The sequence below is a fragment of the Streptomyces sp. LE64 genome (assembly GCF_052606915.1).
The window spans coordinates 2,005,397-2,021,250 of sequence record NZ_CP199708.1; the positions used below are offsets into that span (position 1 = coordinate 2,005,397).

Below are 15,854 nucleotides of genomic sequence, written 5' to 3' on the forward strand. Positions count from 1 at the left end.
TTCAGCAGGGTGTACATGTAGTGAGCAATTCGCCATCAAGTCATCAAGGGTGACGGCTGATCACCGATTCGGTGCGGCTGGAACACGACTCTGGAAGTCTCAGAGAACCCTCAAGTTTCCGCAGGTCAAGCGAGGGTGGCGAGACGTCCGGGAGACACGTGGGCGCTCGATGGCTGGTTCGGCGGGGCGCCGGACGGCCCCCGGGCCTCCCGGGCCGCCGAAGCGGTGGAACGGGCAGCCTGGCGTGCCTACCTCAGTCGTGTCGGGACGCGTGACGCCGGTCTGCCCGAGCCGATCGGTCGTCCGAAGGGCAAGGAGTTGCGGCGGGTGCGGAAGGCAGCGGACCGGGCCCACTTCGCCACCCCGGCGCTCTCGCCCTCGGCATCACCGGCCCCTGACCTCGGGGCGGGGGTGCCGTGGTGGGGGCGGTCACGACCCACCCCACCACCCGGTCCCAGAGCCTCAGCCACCGGTCAGGGTGCGGTCGAGCAGGGGCAGCAGACGGTCCCAGTGGCGCTCCAGCCCGGCGGGGTCGAAGGCGTCGGTGTCCGACATGGTGAAGCCGTGCCGGGTGCCCGGGTAGATCTCGGAGGTGTGATCGACGCCTCCGGCGTCCAAGGCACGGTTGAGATCGATCAGTTGATCTGGAGTCAGGTCGCTCTCGGCGTGGCCGAAGTGGACCCGGGCGGCGAGCCCGGTGAGGGCGTCGAGGCCGTCCGCGCCCACCGGCGCGTGGAACGCGGCGAGGGCGGCCACCCGGTCCGGGTGGGCGACGGCGGTGCGCGTCGCCAGGAGGCCGCCGAAGCAGTAGCCGGTCACCGCGACCGGGCCGGGGGCGACCTCGGGCCGGGCGGCGAGGAAGGTCAGGTAGGCGTCGGCGTCGCGCAGGGCGTGGTCGACGGTGTGCGCCTCGATCATCGGCATCAACTGCGCGAAGAGCGCGGGCCGGTCCTCCTCTCCGATGTGCGCCGGAAGCTCGATCACCGGGGCCGGGCCGTGCCGGTGGAAGTAGTTGGGGACGAGCACGTAGTACCCGTGCCCGGCCAGTTCGCGGGCCATCTCCCGGAGCACGGGGCGGATGCCGAACCCGTCCGGGTACATCAGCACCGCCGGGTGCCGTGCACCGCGGTCGGGGAAGGCGGCGAAGGCATCCGCCGTGCCGTCGGGGGTGGGAACGTACACGGTCTCGGTGTGCATGGGGTCTCTCCTGTCGCGGTCGACGCGTCGAACGGCGACCAACACGACGGGGGCGGGGCCCGCGCGGCGGGGCCGGGCCCCCGACCGCACGGCGGGCCGGCAGCGCTCCGGACGGCGCTCAGGGCGCCACCGGGTCACCGATCCGCGAGTGGCGCGTGGCCGTCCCGGTAGTCATCGCCGTCCAACCTAGTCCACTGGTCAGGACAGGTACCAGGACCGCGGGTGCCGGGCCGGGCGGCGGCGGGTCGAGAATCGACGGAAGGATGCCGAAGTCTGTCAACTCGCCCTGCATCCAACGCAGTTGCTCCTATACAGTGCACGCACCGCACAGGAACGGGCCGCTCCCGCTCCCGCCCCCGCAGGTGCCGGTTCACGGCCGTGCGACGCACGACGGGGAACGGGTGACGCGTCCGGCGGCTCGCTCGACGGCCGTCGACTGGAGGAGATCCGTGACCGGCACCCTGAGAAGGACGCTCGCGACGGTGGCGCTCTGTGGGCTCGTGGCGGTCGGCCCGCCCGGCGGTGCCGCGGCCGCGCCCGGCGGCGGCACGACCTCGTCGACGGGGACGGACTGTCCCGTTCCCCCGGTCCTGGGTGGCTTCCACTTCGCCTCCTCGGTCGCCGCCGGTGCCACCGACACGAGCGTGGTGCTCACCCCGGGGGCCGGTGACCCGAGGATCCAGTGCGGGGCGGTGGGGACCAGCCTCCAGCAGGGGATCACCTACGCGACCGTCCCCGGGGCGGGCGGGCAGCCCCGCCCGCTGAAACTCGACGTCCAGACCCCGACGGCGGGCGGCGGGCCCCGGCCGCTGGTCGTGTTCGTTCCCGGCGGCGGATTCATCACCTCGAACAAGGAAAGTTCCCCCGGCCGGCGCACGCACCTCGCCGAACGGGGCTACGCGGTGGCGTCGATCGAGTACCGCACGATCCGGGACGGGGCCACCTACGTCGACGGCGTGGCGGACGTCAAGGCGGCGATCAGGTTCCTCCGGGCCCGTGCCGCCGAGTACGGCCTCGACCCGCACAGGGTCGCCGTCTACGGCGAGTCCGCGGGGGGATACCTGGCGTCGATGGTCGGCACCACCGGCGGTGTGAGCGGGTTCGAGGCGGGCCCGCACCAGGACCAGAGCAGCCGGGTCCAGGCGGTGGTGAACTGGTACGGCCCGTCCGACCTGTCCAAGACCCCCGCCGACTTCGATCCCGCGACGCGCGCGGCGCAGGAGAACTCCACCGACGACGCCCGGGTGAAGTACGTCCTGGGTCCGAACGACCCGACCCGGTTGCTGGACGCGCCGGCCGCCGTGGCCGCGGCCGACCCCGCCACCTACGCGAGCCCCGACGACGCCCCGTTCGTCCACTTCCACGGGTCCGTCGACCGGATCGTCTCCCCGAGCCAGAGCCTCCTCCTCCACCACGCGCTCCTGGCCAAGGGGGTCCCGACCACGAGGTTCCTGGTCGAGGGCGCGGGGCACGGCCCGGCCGTCCCCCCGGGGGACGCCTCCACCCCGGTGTGGAACACCCTCCGGGTGATGGGCCCCCTCACGACGTTCCTCGGGACGCGACTGTCCTGACCGGCCCGGCGGGAACGCCGGTCAGGACTCCCGGGCCGCCGTGTCGACGAGGTCGGCGACCTCGACCGGGCGGGAGGCGAGGGAGGCGTGGCTGGCGTCCAGCTCGATGGTCCGGCGGGGGTTCATACGGCGGGACATCGCGTACTGGTTCTCGGGGTTGATCATGCGGTCCTCGGTGGAGACCTGGTACCAGCTGGGCTTCCTGCGCCAGGCGGGGTCGGTGATCGGGGTGCCGAAGGTCTCGCCGAGGGGGGCCTTCTGGGTGACGGCGAGGACGAAGCCCTCGTCCTCGGTGAGGTCGTGGCAGAAGCTCTCGTGGTACTTCTCGGGCTTGATCCAGAGGTAGCCGTCGGAGTCGGGGACGATGTTGGCGAACGCGGCCGGCGGGACGTCCTGGCTGAGCTGGCCGGGGCTCTCGCCTGCGTCGGGGGCGAAGGCGGCGACGTAGACCAGGCCCGTGACGTTGGGCAGGTCGCCCATCTCGGTGAGGACGGCGCCGCCGTAGGAGTGGCCGACCAGCAAGACCGGGCCGTCGATCTGCTGGACCATCTTGCGGGTGCGTTCGGCGTCGTCGGCGAGGGAGGTCAGGGGGTTCTCGACGGCGTGCAGGTCGGTGTGGCCGCGGCGCTTCAGTTCGAGGATGACCTTGGTCCAGTGGGCGGCGCCGCCCCAGAAGCCGTGGACGAGGACGATCGCGGGCAGGTCAGCCATGGGCACGGACCCTTCGTGTGGCACGGGCACGGAAAGGGGCCGACGGCCCCGTTTCACCGTAGGGGCGCCGCGCCGGGGCCGCCACCGTGACCACCGGGCCGGGGAGGGAGGGCCCGCGGGCGCCCCTCAGGCGCTCTTGACCCGGGGGGCGGGCCGTCGGGGGCCGGTGCCGTGCTTCAGGAGGCTGCGGATGGGGTGCCAGAGCTCGGCGTCGTCGTCGGGGGCGGTGCGCCAGACCAGGCCGTCCGGGTGGTGCAGGACCGCGGTGATCTCGTCGGGGGTCGGCGGTGCGAGGTTGCCGCGCAGGTAGACGGAGCGCAGCCCGAGGTTGCGCAGCCGGGTCAGGGCGCGGGCCCGGTTGCCGGCGACGACCAGGACCCGGACCCGGGCGCCGGGCTCGGTGCGGGTGGCCGGGGCGGCGCCGGGGTCCGGCAGGTTCAGGGCCACGACCACGTCGCCGTTCGGCAGTCGGCAGAATCCTCCGGCACCCATCCCTCGTCACACCTCCTGTCGGACGCCTCCGGAGATCCTCGGGAGCGGGCCGTCCGTTGAATCTTGTAAGACATCGCGTCAATAGGACCGTACTCCGGCACCTAAACACGAGCGGCCGCCACCCCGCTAGGGGGTGGCGGCCGATCATGGCTTGACCTGCGGAAACGTCCTTACTTGGTGGAGGGCCCCACCTGGACGGTGATCGTGGAGCCGTCCCACGGCTGGTTCACGATCTTGATCTTGGTGTTGGTGTCCGGGACCTTGACGCTGGCGCCCGGGTTGGCGGCGTCCCAGTAGGTGCCCTTGCGGTCGTCGAAGACCGAGACGCCGCGGTGCGCCGGGACCTTCGTCGGGACGCCCGCACTGTGGAGCGTGAACGCCTCCGAGCGGCGCAGGCTGAAGGTGGAGTCGAAGGACTGGATGCGGTTGCGCATCAGCGTGCCGTCGGACCACTTCAGCGGGGCCGGGCTGGCGTCCACCGGCAGGACCAGGCCCTCGCCCGGGTGCTGCTTGGTGTTGTTGTTCTGCTGGGAGGTGTCCCAGAGCCAGACCAGCAGGCCGCGCTGGTACGCGTAGTGCTCCACCCAGTCCGAACGGGCCGGGGCGAAACCGAAGTTGTACGGTCCCACGGCCAGGGTGCGGTCGTAGGAGACGTACTGGCGGTTCTCGGCCAGGTAGTACTGCTCGTACTCGTTGGTGAAGGATTCGCCGATGCGGGAGAAGCCCTTGGTGACCCAGCCGCCCGCGTCGGTCTCGGCGCCGTCCGCGAAGACGGTCGTCCCGTCCGCGGTGACCTTCAGCGCGTCACCGGTGAAGCCGAGGCCGCCGGCGCCGCCGTCGGTGGCGTAGCGCAGCCGCAGGTCGACCTTCTTGCCCGCGTAGGCGTTCAGCGGGTAGACGAGGGCCTTGTGGCCGCCCGAGACGCCGCTCAGCGCGGGCCGGTCGGCGCCGTCGCGGACGAGCGGGCCGCCGCCGGCGGTGCCGTCCAGGGCCGTCCAGTTGGCGCCGCCGTCCGTGGAGACCTCGGCGTACAGGTAGTCGTAGTTCTCCTCGATGTCCCACCAGCCCTGGAGGGACAGCTCCGCCGTGGTGCGACCGGTCAGGTCCACCGAGCGGGTCAGGGCGTTCTGGAGGTTGTCGCCGCGACCGCTCCACCACTGCTGGGCGCCCTCGGCGGGCGTCGTGACCTTGGTGGTCTTCTTCTTGTTCGGCAGTTGGACGATCAACGCCTGCGGGTTCTTGGTGTTGTACGCCGACACGCCCAGACGGTGGGTGGACGCGGTCGCCGCGCGGGCGAGGTCGTAGTCCAGCCAACCGAGCTGGAGCTTGTCCCAGGCCGTCATGTCACCGGGCAGGTCACCGATGGTGTCCTTGCCACGGCCGAGCCACGAACCGCTGGACATCAGCGACCAGAAGCCGGTGGAGTTCTCGGCGCCGCCGCCGGAGGTGTCGTACAGGTCGGGCAGGCCCAGGTCGTGGCCGTACTCGTGGGCGAAGACGCCGAGGCCGCCGTTCTCGGGCTGCACGGTGTAGTCGCCGACCCAGACGCCGGTCTCGCCGATCTGGGTGCCGCCGGCGCGGTTGTTGCCCGGGCCGGTGCGCCCGGCGTCGCTGCCGTACGCGTACCAGCGGTGTGCCCAGAGCGCGTTGGGGCCCTCGGCACCGCCGCCCGCGGACTCGTCCTCGCCCGCGTGGACCAGCTGGAAGTGGTCGATGTACCCGTCGGGCTCGTTGAAGTTGCCGTCCTGGTCGAAGTCGTACCGGTCCCAGGCGTCGTAGGCGGAGAGCTGCTGCTTGATCTGCGCGTCCGTCTGGCCGGCCGCCTTCTGGTCGCGGACCCAGGCGTTGACGCCGTCGCGGACCGCGTCCCAGGCGTTGACGCAGTTGGAGGAGCCGCAGAAGTTGGAGCCGTAACGGGCCTCGTTGTAGTCGACCTTGACCCAGTCGGAGACGGTGCCCTCGACGGAGTAACGGCCGGAGGACGCCTTCTCGTAGTACGTCTTCAGGGACTCCTTCTTGTGGCCCTTGCCGTCGAAGCCGGTGCCGAAGTAGAGGTCCTGGAAGTGCTCGCGGTTGTAGTCCGCCTGCCACGCCGTCGAGTTGTCCTGGGCGCGGTCCGGCTTGGGGATCTTGTTGTGCGCCGGACCGGGCGTGCCGCCGTACTTCAACACGGGCGGCTTGGGGCCCTCCGGCCCGTCCGGGTCGTGCTGGGTGGTGTTGTCGACCTTGTCGCCGAACTCCAGCAGGATCGTGAAGATCTTGTCGGTCTTCTCCCGGCCGAGCTCCACGTACTTCCGGTCGTCGAGCTTGACGACCTTCGACGCGCCCCGCCGCTGGACGGTGGCGTCGCCCGCGAGGACCTGCTCCAGCGCGGATTCGCGCTGCTCCGCCCGGGCCTCGCTGAAGGGTCCTTCGAGGTCGTGCTCGACGTGCCCCTTCACCGTGGCCGGGTCCTTGCGGTCGGCGGCCGGGACGGGGGCCCCGGTCTCCGGTGCGGCCAGGGCCGGGCCGGTGTACGCGGCGGTGGCCGCGGCGAACGCCACGGCCACCGCGGCGGCCCTGAACGTCCTGCTTCTTCTGGTCACGTGACGGTGTCCTCCCCTGCGCCCCGCGGATCGCGGCCGTTTGGGGGGTCCCGGAGCGGGGAAGGCCGCGCGCGGTGTGCGCGTCACAAGTGCGGTCATTCGATCGGAGTTACAGAAGAAAAGACAGACCTTGACTTGAACATCTCAACGCACTATGCAGGGCGGCGGATCCGCTATCCGGACGCCCGGTACGCCCCGTCGTACGTGCCTCCGCGACCCAACCGGCGCACCTCGCAGCCCACTTGGCGGAACCGGTGAATCCGTGCGCCCCCTCGTGCACCCGGACCGTGGGGTGCGTCACGCTTACCGTCGGGTTCCCTGGGCATGGAGGCGGAGGAGTCGCCCCGGACGTGCCCCCGTACGATGTTCCCGCGCCCGGGAAGCACCGCAGCACGTCCTAAGCCCCGTACCCGAGAAGTCCCGAGGACTGATACGCGATGCCTCGTCCGACTGCCGCACAGATCGCCTACGGAACCGTCACCGTCGTCTGCTCGACGATCGTCATGCTGCTGCTCTCCCGGACGGGTTCGGGCATCGCCGTCGCGGTGGTCACGGTCGCCGCGCTCGGCCTCGGCCTCCTGGTGGCCGCCACCGTGCCGCTGGCCGCACGGGTCCCCCGGACCGCCCGCGTCTCGCCGCGGGCCGAGGACGTCTCGGTGCCGCGCATCCCCGGGCAGCGCACCGGCGGTTCGCCCCGGCCGGGCGCCGGCCCCTTCGACGTGCGGGGCGGGGCGGCGCGGCGACCGGACGGCGTGCGACGGGGCGCGGTGCCACCGGCGCGGACCCCACGGCCCTGACCGCACGGACCCCGCACCGGCTCAGACCGTGCTGACCTCGACGGTCTTGGCGGGCTTGTCGTGCAGGCCCTGCTTGTACGGCTTGTCGAAGAAGCTCCAGCCACCCGCGATCGCGGTCCACACGCAGGCGCAGCAGAAGGCGAACGGCAGCCAGAGCACGGCCGCCCGGAGCAGCGAGGTCTGCACGGACGGGGTGGCGCCGTCGGAGAGGTTGGCCACCCGCATCTTGAACAGCCGTTTGCCGACGGTCTGTCCGGTCCGGGAGATCAGCACCGTGTCGTAGCCGATGTAGAGGACCGCGGCGAGCACCGACTGTCCGAAGGACTTTCCGTACTCGACGTCGTCCGGGTCCACGGAGTAGCCGGAGAGGCCGAAGCCCCAGGAGAGCAGCCAGACCACCACCCCGACGATGACCATGTCGACGATCCGGGCGAGGACGCGTTTGCCGCTGTCGGCGAGCGGGGGCATGCCGGCCAGCGGGTCGGGGGCGCCGCCGTACCCGCCGTATCCGCCGCCGTACGGGCCGCCGCCGTAGGGGGAGCCGCCGCCCGCGGGGGGCGGCGGCGCTCCGTACGGGGAACCGCCCCCCGGCGGGGGCGTGCCGCCGGGCGGCGGGGGGCCCCAGGCCGGGCCGCCACTGGAGGGGGGTGGCGGCCCGCCGGGTCCTCCGGGCGGCGGCCCGCCCGGAGGGCCGGACGGCGGGGAGCCGGACGGCGGAGGGCCGGACGGCGGAGGGCCGGACGGCGGAGGACCGGCCGGCGGGGGGCCGTTGCCGGCCGGCGAGCCCTCCGGGGGCGGGTCGTAGGGGGAACCGCCGGGGGACGGCGGCGGCTTGCTGAACGGGTCGTCGTCTTCCGGCTGTCCGGGCCGCGGCGGTTCGCTGCTCATGGCCCGAGTGGACCGCGAACCCCCTGGTCCCGCATCCGGCGCGCATCCGTCCGGGCGACCGTGCGCCGGGCCGTCAGCGGGCGACGAAGGTCCCGGCCGCCTTGTCGTGCCAGCCCTGGCGCCACGGCCGGTCGAAGACCGCCCACACCACCCCGACCAGGCCGACCAGCAGCAGGCCCGGCACGGTCAGCACCAGGAACCGGCGCAGCGCCGACGCGAACGACGGGCGGTCGTGCGCCTCGATGTCCTGCACCCGCAGCCCCAGCAGTCCCTTGCCGGCGGTGCGGCCCCAGCGGGCGGTGGGCAGCACCTCGAACACCAGGCCCGCCAACAGCAGTGCCGCCAGGACCGCCCCCAGGTAGGTGGCGGTGGTGCCGTCCAGCAGCCACACGGTGACCGTCCGGCCGGAGAGCTTCGCCGCCTCGATCTTGTGGTCGAGGTGGTCGGCGGCCCGCAGGCCGAGCGGTACCGCCACCGCTCCGGTCGCCGAGGCGATGAGGGCCGAGTCGAGCAGCCGGGCCAGCAGCCGTCGACCCCATCCCGCGGGCCGGGCCGCGGCCTGGGCCTGGGCCACGGCCAGGAAGGGGTCGCTGGTCGGCGGCTTCCACGGGATCACCGGTGCCTCCGCCCGGCCCTCGCCCGGGCCGGTGGCCGGCGGCACCGGCACGGTCGCGGCGAGGGCGGCGGGGGGCTGCGCCCAGGGGGCGGCGCCGCCGGGGCCCGCCGTCTCGGCGGGCGCGGGCAGCGGCGGCGCCGGGGCCGGCGTGGCGACGGGGGTCGTACGGGGTGCCGGCGCCGTGGGGGTCGCGGGGGGTGCCGGGCTCGCGGCGGGCGGCCGTCGGTCGCCGCCGGGGCCCTGCTGGTGCGGCAGGGGCGGGGCGGAGTCGGTGGCGGCGCGGGGCGGGCGGTGGAAGGTCAGGGTGCCGTCGTTCGGGCGGGCGCCCCGGTCGCCGCCGGGACCCGGCAGGGCCGGCGGGGCCACCGCTTCGGGGGCGGGCGAGGGGGTCGGGACGCCGGGGGCGGCCACCCGGGGGTCGGGGACCGGGGAGCCCCAGGAGACCTTGCGGTCCGGGTCGCCGGGGACGGCCGGCCGGGCCGGGCTCGTGCCCCAGGAGGCGGCCGGCCCGGGGCGGTTGCCGTGCGGGGACGGCTGCGGCTCCTCGTCGAAGAAGACCGGGCCGGTCTCCTCGGCGGGCGGGGCGGGCGTCGGTGCCTGGGGGGTGTGCGGGAGGGCACCGTCGACGGGTGCGGGACGGCTGGTGCCGGGGACCCAGGCGGCGCCGTTCCAGTACCGGACGTAGCCGGGGATGGAGGGGTCCGGATAGTAGCCCTCGCGGGGCGTCTCTTCGCCGGGTGCCGGGGTTGGGGCACTCATGTCCGTCGTCCCGTATCTGCTCGGTGGTGGGTGATGAGGGTTCCACATCTACCAGACGCGCGCCCCCGACTGCCCGGCTCCGGCGGGACGCCCCCCTTTCCGGGCAACGCGCTTCCCCCACCGGGACGGTGGTCCTCCCGGAAGCCGCCGGGGAGCGAATCGATCGCGCCACGGACCGATGCGGAACGGTCCGCTTCGGTCTGGAAAAAAACTTCTGGGAACTCGCGTAATGCTCCCGGGCCGGCGCGCTCTCCACTCGTAAGGGCCCGCTCCGGGTCCGTGACGAGGAGAGGACGTACGACATGCACACCGTGGTGGAACGCGAGCTGGAACTCCGACTGGTCCTGTCGCCCGAGCGCAGCATCCCGGTGCCGGCGCTGCTGGCGTACCGGACCGAGGACCCGTTCGCCGTGCACGTCACCTTCCACATCGGCACCGCGCACCCGGTCAACTGGACGTTCTCCCGGGAACTGCTGATCGAAGGTGTGTTCCGGCCCTGCGGGCAGGGCGACGTGCGGGTGTGGCCGACCAAGGCGGACGGGCGCAGCGTGGTCCTGGTGGCGCTGACCTCGCCGGACGGTGACGCCCTGTTGGAGGCCCCGGCCGCGCCCGTGTCGGCGTGGTTGGAGCGCACCCTGCGGATCGTCCCCCCGGGGACGGAGGCCGACCGGTTGCGGATCGACGACGGGCTCGCGGCGCTGCTGGCGCCCACCCCGGACCGGGGGCAGGAGGAGTCCCGGCCCTCCGACGGGGCGCAGGACGCGGAGTGAACGGGCCCGTCACCGACCGGCGCCGGTCGGGGCGGCCCGTCCGGGTCGGGGACGCCCGGCGGGTCGGAACCCGCCGGACCCGTGCCGGGGCGCGGGGCCGCACCGCCGGTGGGGCCTATCCCGCGTCCGGGGCCATCGGTGTGAACCCGCACGCGCTCCCCCTCGCCCGCCGGGGCGGCGGCGCCGGGCCGGGCCACAGTGAGCCCCATGAAGGCCAGCACAGCCAGCACCACCAGCGCGATCCGGGCCCTGGAGCACCTCGACGACGACCCGCCGCCACCGGTGCCGGGTCCCCGGTGGCGGCGGGTCCGCCGGGCGTTGCGGGTGGTGGGCGTCGCGGGCCTGGCGGGCGCGGGCGCGGCGGTGCTGGTGTGGTGGCCGCAGCCGCGGAACGCCGCGCCGGCGGCGCCGGCGCCCGGGCCGGGGGCACGGGCGGTGAGCGCGGTGGAGGGCGGCGCCCCGGCCACCACCGCGGAGTTGACGGCGCTGGTCGTCGAGCGGGAGCGGCACCTGCGGGCGCACCCCGGGGACCACGCCTCCTGGGCCCTGTTGGGCACGGCGTACGTCGAACGGGGCCGGCGCACCGGCGACTCGGCGGACCTGCCGCGCGCCGAGCGGGCCCTGAACGCCTCCTTGGCGGCCCGGCCGGAGGGCAATGCGGGGGCGTCGACCGGGCTGGCGCGGTTGGCCGCGGCCCGCGGCGACCATCCGGCCGCCCGCACCTGGGCGCAGCGGGCGGTGCGGCTGGCGCCGCGGCGCTGGCAGGGCTATCCGCCGCTGATCGAGGCGCACCGCGGGCTCGGCGACTTCGCCGCCGCCGGGACGGCCTTGGACTCCCTGCGGGAGTTGCGGGTGCCGGCGGCGGTCACGCGGACGGTGACGGGGGCGCTCTACCGGGAACGGGGGTGGCGGGAGGACGCGGCGGCGAACCTGACGGACGCGGTGGCGGCGGCCCGCACCCCGGCCGAGGAGGCCCGGGCCCGGCACCTGCTCGGCGGGGTGGCGGCGGACCGGGGTGAGGCGGAGGCGGCACTCGGACACTTCGACGCGGCGCTACGGGCCGACCCCGGTCTGCACGAGGCGCTGGCCGGACGGGGGCGGGCGCTGGCGGCGCTCGGCCGCGACACGGAGGCGGTGCACGCGCTGCGGACGGCGTCCGCCCGCCGGCCGGTGCCGGAGTACGCGTTGGAACTCGGGGAGTTGCACGAGGCGACGGGAGCGGCGGACGCGGCCCGGGCGCAGTACCGGTTGGCCCGGGAGCGGCTGCGGGCCCGCGCCGCGCACGGGGTGCGGGACGTCCTGGTGCGCGCCCGGTTGGCAGCGGACCACGGGGACGCGGCGGAACGGGAGGCGGTGGCCCGGGAGTTGGCGGCGGAGGCGGGCCGGGCGCCCCGGCCCGCGGTCTCGGACGCGCGGGGCTGGGTGCTGTTCCGCCAGGGCGATGCCGAGGGGGCGCTGGAGTTGGTGCGCGAGGCGCAGGACCGGGGTCCCCGGATGCCGCTGGTCGCCTACCACCGGGGGGAGATCGAGCGGGAGTTGGGGCGGACTGCCCGGGCCCGGCGCCATCTGGCCGACGCCTTGCGCTGGAACCCCGGCTTCTCCCCCCTGTTCGCCCCCCGGGCCCGTACCGCGCTGGCCGGCCTGGGTTCCCCGGCCCCCGGCGGCCCGGCCCGGACGCACGGCCCGGCCGAACCCCTCACCCCGCCCTCGCCCACGGCCTGAGGAGGGGAGGCGGCCCGGGGGCCGCGGGGGTCACAGGTTGCCGCGCTTCTCCTGCTCCCGCTCGATCGCTTCGAACAGCGCCTTGAAGTTGCCCTTGCCGAAGCCCATCGAGCCGTGCCGCTCGATGATCTCGAAGAACACCGTGGGCCGGTCCTGGACCGGCTTGGTGAAGATCTGGAGCAGGTAGCCGTCCTCGTCCCGGTCGGCGAGGATCTTCAGCTCGCGCAGGGTCTCTACGGGGACCCGGGTGTCGCCGACCCATTCGCCGAGGGTGTCGTAGTACGAGTCGGGGGTGTCGAGGAACTGGACGCCCGCGGCGCGCATCGTCCGCACCGTCTCCACGATGTCGTTGGAGGCGAGGGCGATGTGCTGGACGCCCGCGCCGCCGTAGAACTCCAGGTACTCGTCGATCTGCGACTTCTTCTTGGCGACGGCGGGTTCGTTGATGGGGAACTTGACCTTGAGGGTGCCGTCGGCGACGACCTTGGACATCAGGGCGGAGTACTCGGTGGCGATGTCGTCGCCGACGAACTCCTTCATGTTGGTGAAGCCCATGACCTCGTTGTAGAACGAGACCCACTCGTTCATGCGACCGAGTTCCACGTTGCCGACGCAGTGGTCGACGGCCTGGAAGGTCCGCTTGGCGGGGGGCGCCACGAGGGGTTCGGCCGCGGTGTACCCGGGCAGGTAGGGGCCCTCGTAGGCGCGCCGCTCGACCAGGGAGTGCCGGGTGCTCCCGTAGGTGGCGATGGCCGCGAGGACGACGGTGCCGTGTTCGTCGGTCACCTCGTGCGGTTCGGTCAGGCCCCGGGCTCCGTGCGCGACCGCGTACGCGTAGGCCGCACGGGCGTCGGGTACCTCGATGGCGAGGTCGACGACGCCGTCACCGTGCTCGGCGACGTGCTCGGCGAGGAAGCGGCCCCGGTCGCTGACCGCCTTGATCACGGAGGTGAACACGAAGCGGGCCGAACCGTTCTCCAGGACGTAGGAGGCGGTCTCCCGACTCCCGTTCTCCGGGCCTGCGTAGGCCACGAGCTTCATCCCGAACGCGGTCGCGTAGTAGTGGGCCGCCTGCTTGGCGTTGCCCACGGCGAAGACGACCGCGTCCATGCCCTTCACCGGGAAGGGGTCGGCCCCGCGTGCGGTGGTGGGGGCGGGGTTCAGGTGCGCAGGAGTAGCTGCCATGCCGGCAGGCTCCTCCCGTTCCACAAGGTGCGCAATAGTTTGCGTTTTTAGTGGGCATTCTGACTAGGCAGAAGCCCGTCGGACCGGTCTTTCTGTACAAGGTGACCATGCGGAGGCCCTGGTGGCGATCGATCATTTGGACGGCCGGTTGCTCGTGCTGTTGGCACGCGAACCGCGCTTGGGGGTGCTGGAGATGTCCCGCCGCCTGGGGGTGGCCCGGGGCACGGTGCAGGCCCGGTTGGACCGGCTCCGGTCGAACGGGGTGATCCGCGGCTTCGGCCCGCAGGTGGACCCGGCGGCGCTCGGCTACCCGGTGACCGCCTTCGCCACGCTCCAGATCCGGCAGGGCCAGGGAGCCGACGTGCGGGCACACCTGGCGACCGTCCCGGAGGTGCTGGAACTGCACACCACCACCGGCAGCGGGGACATGCTGTGCCGGCTGGTGGCGCGTTCCAATGCGGACCTCCAGCGGGTCATCGACCTGGTGGTGGGCTTCGACGGCATCGACCGGGCGGCCACCGCCATCGTCATGGAGAACCCGGTGCCGCTGCGGATCATCCCCCTGGTCGAGCAGGCGGCCCGGGAGTGAGCCGGGCCACGGACCCTTCACGCAAAGAGCCCTTTGCATAGAACCCTTTGCATAGCTATCTTTGGATGCATGGACGAGAACGCGCCCGGCGCCACCGGGACCCCCGACCCCCGTGCGTCCGCGCAGGAGCCGACGCCCCCCGCCCACCGACGGAGGGTCCGTCACCTCGACGCCCGCACCCTCCGCGGGCTCGCCCACCCGCTACGGATGGCACTGCTGGGCGCACTGCGCCGCGGCGGACCCGCCACCGCCTCCCAACTCGCCGGGAAACTGGGTGAGTCGAGCGGAGCGACCAGCTACCACCTGCGCCAACTCGCCGTCTACGGCTTCGTGGAGGACGCCCCCGAGCAGGGCCGGGGGCGGGAGCGGTGGTGGCGGGCCGTGGACGAGGGCACCGACTTCGGTCACGAGCTGATGCAGGACACCGACCCGGAGACGCGGGGCGCGGCGAGCGTGTTCCTGCACGAGATCGCGAACATCCACAGCCGGGAGCTGACCACCTGGATCGCCACCCGCGAGGACTGGTCCGAGGAGTGGGCGCGGGCCACCGACCTCAGCGACTTCACCCTCCGGCTGACGCCCGAGGAGAGTCGGGAGCTCTCCGAGCGGATGCACGCCCTCCTCGCCGAGTACCGGCCGGCGACGACCGAGGACACCGACGCGGCCACCGACCGGGTCCGCGTCCACCTGCACCTCTTCCCGCAGCACACCTCCTAATGCTGTTGTCAAGCGGCGACTGTGACAGGGAGTTCACGTTGGAAGCGCTGTCCGTCACGGATGAGGGCCCACAGGACGTTGACCCGTCGTCGGGCCAGGGCGAGGAAGGCCTGGGTGTGCCGCTTGCCCTCAGCGCGCTTGCGTTCGTAGAAGCGGCGCGACTCCTCGCAGCTGCGGATGCTGATGAGCGCGGAGGTGTAGAAGACGCGCTGCAGGCCGCGGTGGTAGCGCCGGGGGCGGTGCAGGTTGCCGCTGACGTTGCCGGAATCGCGGGGCATCGGGGCGACCCCGGCGAAGCCCGCCAGGCGGTCGGCGCTGCCGAAGCGGCTCATGTCGCCGGCGGTGGCGGCCAGGAACTCCGCTCCCAGCAGGGGGCCGATGCCGGGCATGCTGGCGATCACGTCGGCGAGGTCGTGCTCGCGAAACCGGGCCGCAACGAGCTTGTCGATCTCTGCGATCTGCTCGTTGAGGCCCATCACCTCCTTCGCCAGGGTGTGGATCACCTGCGCGGCGACCTTCTCCCCGGGGAGGGCGGTGTGCTGGCGCTCGGCGGCTGTCAGGGCGGCCTGGGCCAGCGTGTCGGCCCCGCGGACCTTGCGATTGCGCAGCCAGGTCTCCAGCCGGCTGCGGCCGGTCCGGCGCAGGGAGGCCGGTGTCTGGTAGCCGGTCAGCAGAACCAGCGGGCCGACGTTACCCAGGTCCAGGGCGCGCTCCAACGCGGGGAAGATGCTGGTGAGTTGGCCGCGGAGGCGGTTGATCCGGCGGGTGCGGTCGGCGTTCAGGTCGGCGCGGCGGTTGGTGAGGATCCTCAGCTCGACGGCGTGCTCGTCGTCCGGCCGGATGACGGCCAGGTCCCGGCGCATCCGGGCCTGGTCGGCGATGACGGTGGCGTCCTTCGCGTCAGTCTTGCCCATGCCCCGGTAGCCGGCCGAGGCCCGGTTGACCGCCAGGCCGGGTATGTAGACCAGTTGCTGGCCGTGGTTGAGGAGCATGTTGATCAGCAGGGCGGCCATGCCGTCGGCGACGTCGACCGCCCAGACCACGTTCTCGTCGATGGCCAGTACGTCGGCGAGCAGGGCCAGCAGTTCCGGCTCGTCGTTCAGGACCCGGCGCGAGAGCAGCTTCCTGCCCTCTGTGTCCAGGACCACGCAGTGGTGGTGGGTCTTGCCGATGTCCGTCCCCGCCCAGATCTGGACCACCTGTTCCTCCGGTCGTTCGATGTGCACTGTTCGTCCGGACGACCTCGCCAGCGTGG

Annotated in this window: 14 protein-coding genes; 6 read left to right on the top strand and 8 right to left on the bottom strand. The window is 73.4% G+C overall.

Translation table 11 applies throughout. The annotated features are described in order from the left end of the window. Positions 1 to 462 precede the first annotated feature (462 nt). The gene (locus ACSMX9_RS08945; RefSeq protein WP_445401423.1) at positions 463 to 1,197 is read right to left on the bottom strand and encodes a dienelactone hydrolase family protein; all 735 of its coding nucleotides are present in this window, start codon (positions 1,195 to 1,197) and stop codon (positions 463 to 465) included. A 449-nt stretch (positions 1,198 to 1,646) separates the two neighbouring features. On the opposite strand from ACSMX9_RS08945, the gene ACSMX9_RS08950 reads away from it, so the two are divergent. Next, the gene (locus ACSMX9_RS08950; RefSeq protein WP_445401425.1) at positions 1,647 to 2,768 is read left to right on the top strand and encodes an alpha/beta hydrolase fold domain-containing protein; all 1,122 of its coding nucleotides are present in this window, start codon (positions 1,647 to 1,649) and stop codon (positions 2,766 to 2,768) included. Positions 2,769 to 2,789: 21 nt separating this feature from the next. On the opposite strand, the gene ACSMX9_RS08955 is transcribed toward ACSMX9_RS08950, so the two are convergent. The 3 genes from ACSMX9_RS08955 to ACSMX9_RS08965 all read right to left on the bottom strand — a co-directional run bounded on the left by ACSMX9_RS08955 (position 2,790) and on the right by ACSMX9_RS08965 (position 6,556). Then, the gene (locus tag ACSMX9_RS08955; RefSeq protein WP_445401427.1) at positions 2,790 to 3,479 is read right to left on the bottom strand and encodes an alpha/beta hydrolase; all 690 of its coding nucleotides are present in this window, start codon (positions 3,477 to 3,479) and stop codon (positions 2,790 to 2,792) included. Between the two features lie 126 nt (positions 3,480 to 3,605). After that, entirely contained in the window at positions 3,606 to 3,971 is a 366-nt protein-coding gene (locus tag ACSMX9_RS08960; protein WP_351244751.1) for a hypothetical protein, read from the bottom strand. 170 nt (positions 3,972 to 4,141) lie between these two features. Continuing rightward, positions 4,142 to 6,556, bottom strand: a complete 2,415-nt coding sequence (locus ACSMX9_RS08965) for an immune inhibitor A domain-containing protein (protein ID WP_445401429.1) — start codon at positions 6,554 to 6,556, stop codon at positions 4,142 to 4,144. 437 nt (positions 6,557 to 6,993) lie between these two features. On the opposite strand from ACSMX9_RS08965, the gene ACSMX9_RS08970 reads away from it, so the two are divergent. Beyond that, complete coding sequence (locus ACSMX9_RS08970; protein ID WP_445401431.1) at positions 6,994 to 7,353, top strand: hypothetical protein; 360 nt, start codon at positions 6,994 to 6,996, stop codon at positions 7,351 to 7,353. A 21-nt stretch (positions 7,354 to 7,374) separates the two neighbouring features. Here ACSMX9_RS08970 and ACSMX9_RS08975 read toward each other — a convergent pair whose 3' ends face one another. After that, a complete protein-coding gene (locus ACSMX9_RS08975) occupies positions 7,375 to 8,241 on the bottom strand; it encodes an RDD family protein (protein ID WP_445401433.1) in 867 nt (288 codons plus the stop codon). Between the two features lie 73 nt (positions 8,242 to 8,314). Next, the gene (locus ACSMX9_RS08980) at positions 8,315 to 9,616 is read right to left on the bottom strand and encodes an RDD family protein (protein WP_445401435.1); all 1,302 of its coding nucleotides are present in this window, start codon (positions 9,614 to 9,616) and stop codon (positions 8,315 to 8,317) included. 302 nt (positions 9,617 to 9,918) lie between these two features. On the opposite strand from ACSMX9_RS08980, the gene ACSMX9_RS08985 reads away from it, so the two are divergent. Continuing rightward, positions 9,919 to 10,386, top strand: a complete 468-nt coding sequence (locus tag ACSMX9_RS08985; protein ID WP_445401437.1) for an SsgA family sporulation/cell division regulator — start codon at positions 9,919 to 9,921, stop codon at positions 10,384 to 10,386. Positions 10,387 to 10,593: 207 nt separating this feature from the next. Next, positions 10,594 to 12,108, top strand: coding sequence for a tetratricopeptide repeat protein (locus ACSMX9_RS08990; RefSeq protein WP_445401439.1), 1,515 nt, complete (start codon positions 10,594 to 10,596; stop codon positions 12,106 to 12,108). A gap of 30 nt (positions 12,109 to 12,138) precedes the next feature. Here ACSMX9_RS08990 and hppD read toward each other — a convergent pair whose 3' ends face one another. Then, positions 12,139 to 13,293, bottom strand: coding sequence for a 4-hydroxyphenylpyruvate dioxygenase (gene hppD / locus ACSMX9_RS08995; protein WP_445401441.1), 1,155 nt, complete (start codon positions 13,291 to 13,293; stop codon positions 12,139 to 12,141). 121 nt (positions 13,294 to 13,414) lie between these two features. On the opposite strand from hppD, the gene ACSMX9_RS09000 reads away from it, so the two are divergent. Both ACSMX9_RS09000 and ACSMX9_RS09005 read left to right on the top strand, forming a co-directional pair. Next, positions 13,415 to 13,882: an Lrp/AsnC family transcriptional regulator gene (locus tag ACSMX9_RS09000; protein WP_445401443.1), complete on the top strand. Its 468-nt coding sequence runs from the start codon at positions 13,415 to 13,417 to the stop codon at positions 13,880 to 13,882. Between the two features lie 69 nt (positions 13,883 to 13,951). Beyond that, on the top strand, positions 13,952 to 14,599 hold the full coding sequence (locus ACSMX9_RS09005; protein WP_445401445.1) for an ArsR/SmtB family transcription factor: 648 nt from the start codon (positions 13,952 to 13,954) through the stop codon (positions 14,597 to 14,599). A gap of 8 nt (positions 14,600 to 14,607) precedes the next feature. Here ACSMX9_RS09005 and ACSMX9_RS09010 read toward each other — a convergent pair whose 3' ends face one another. Next, positions 14,608 to 15,798 (bottom strand): IS110 family transposase, encoded by a 1,191-nt coding sequence (locus tag ACSMX9_RS09010; protein ID WP_445402938.1) that lies wholly within the window; start codon positions 15,796 to 15,798, stop codon positions 14,608 to 14,610. Positions 15,799 to 15,854: the final 56 nt, after the last annotated feature.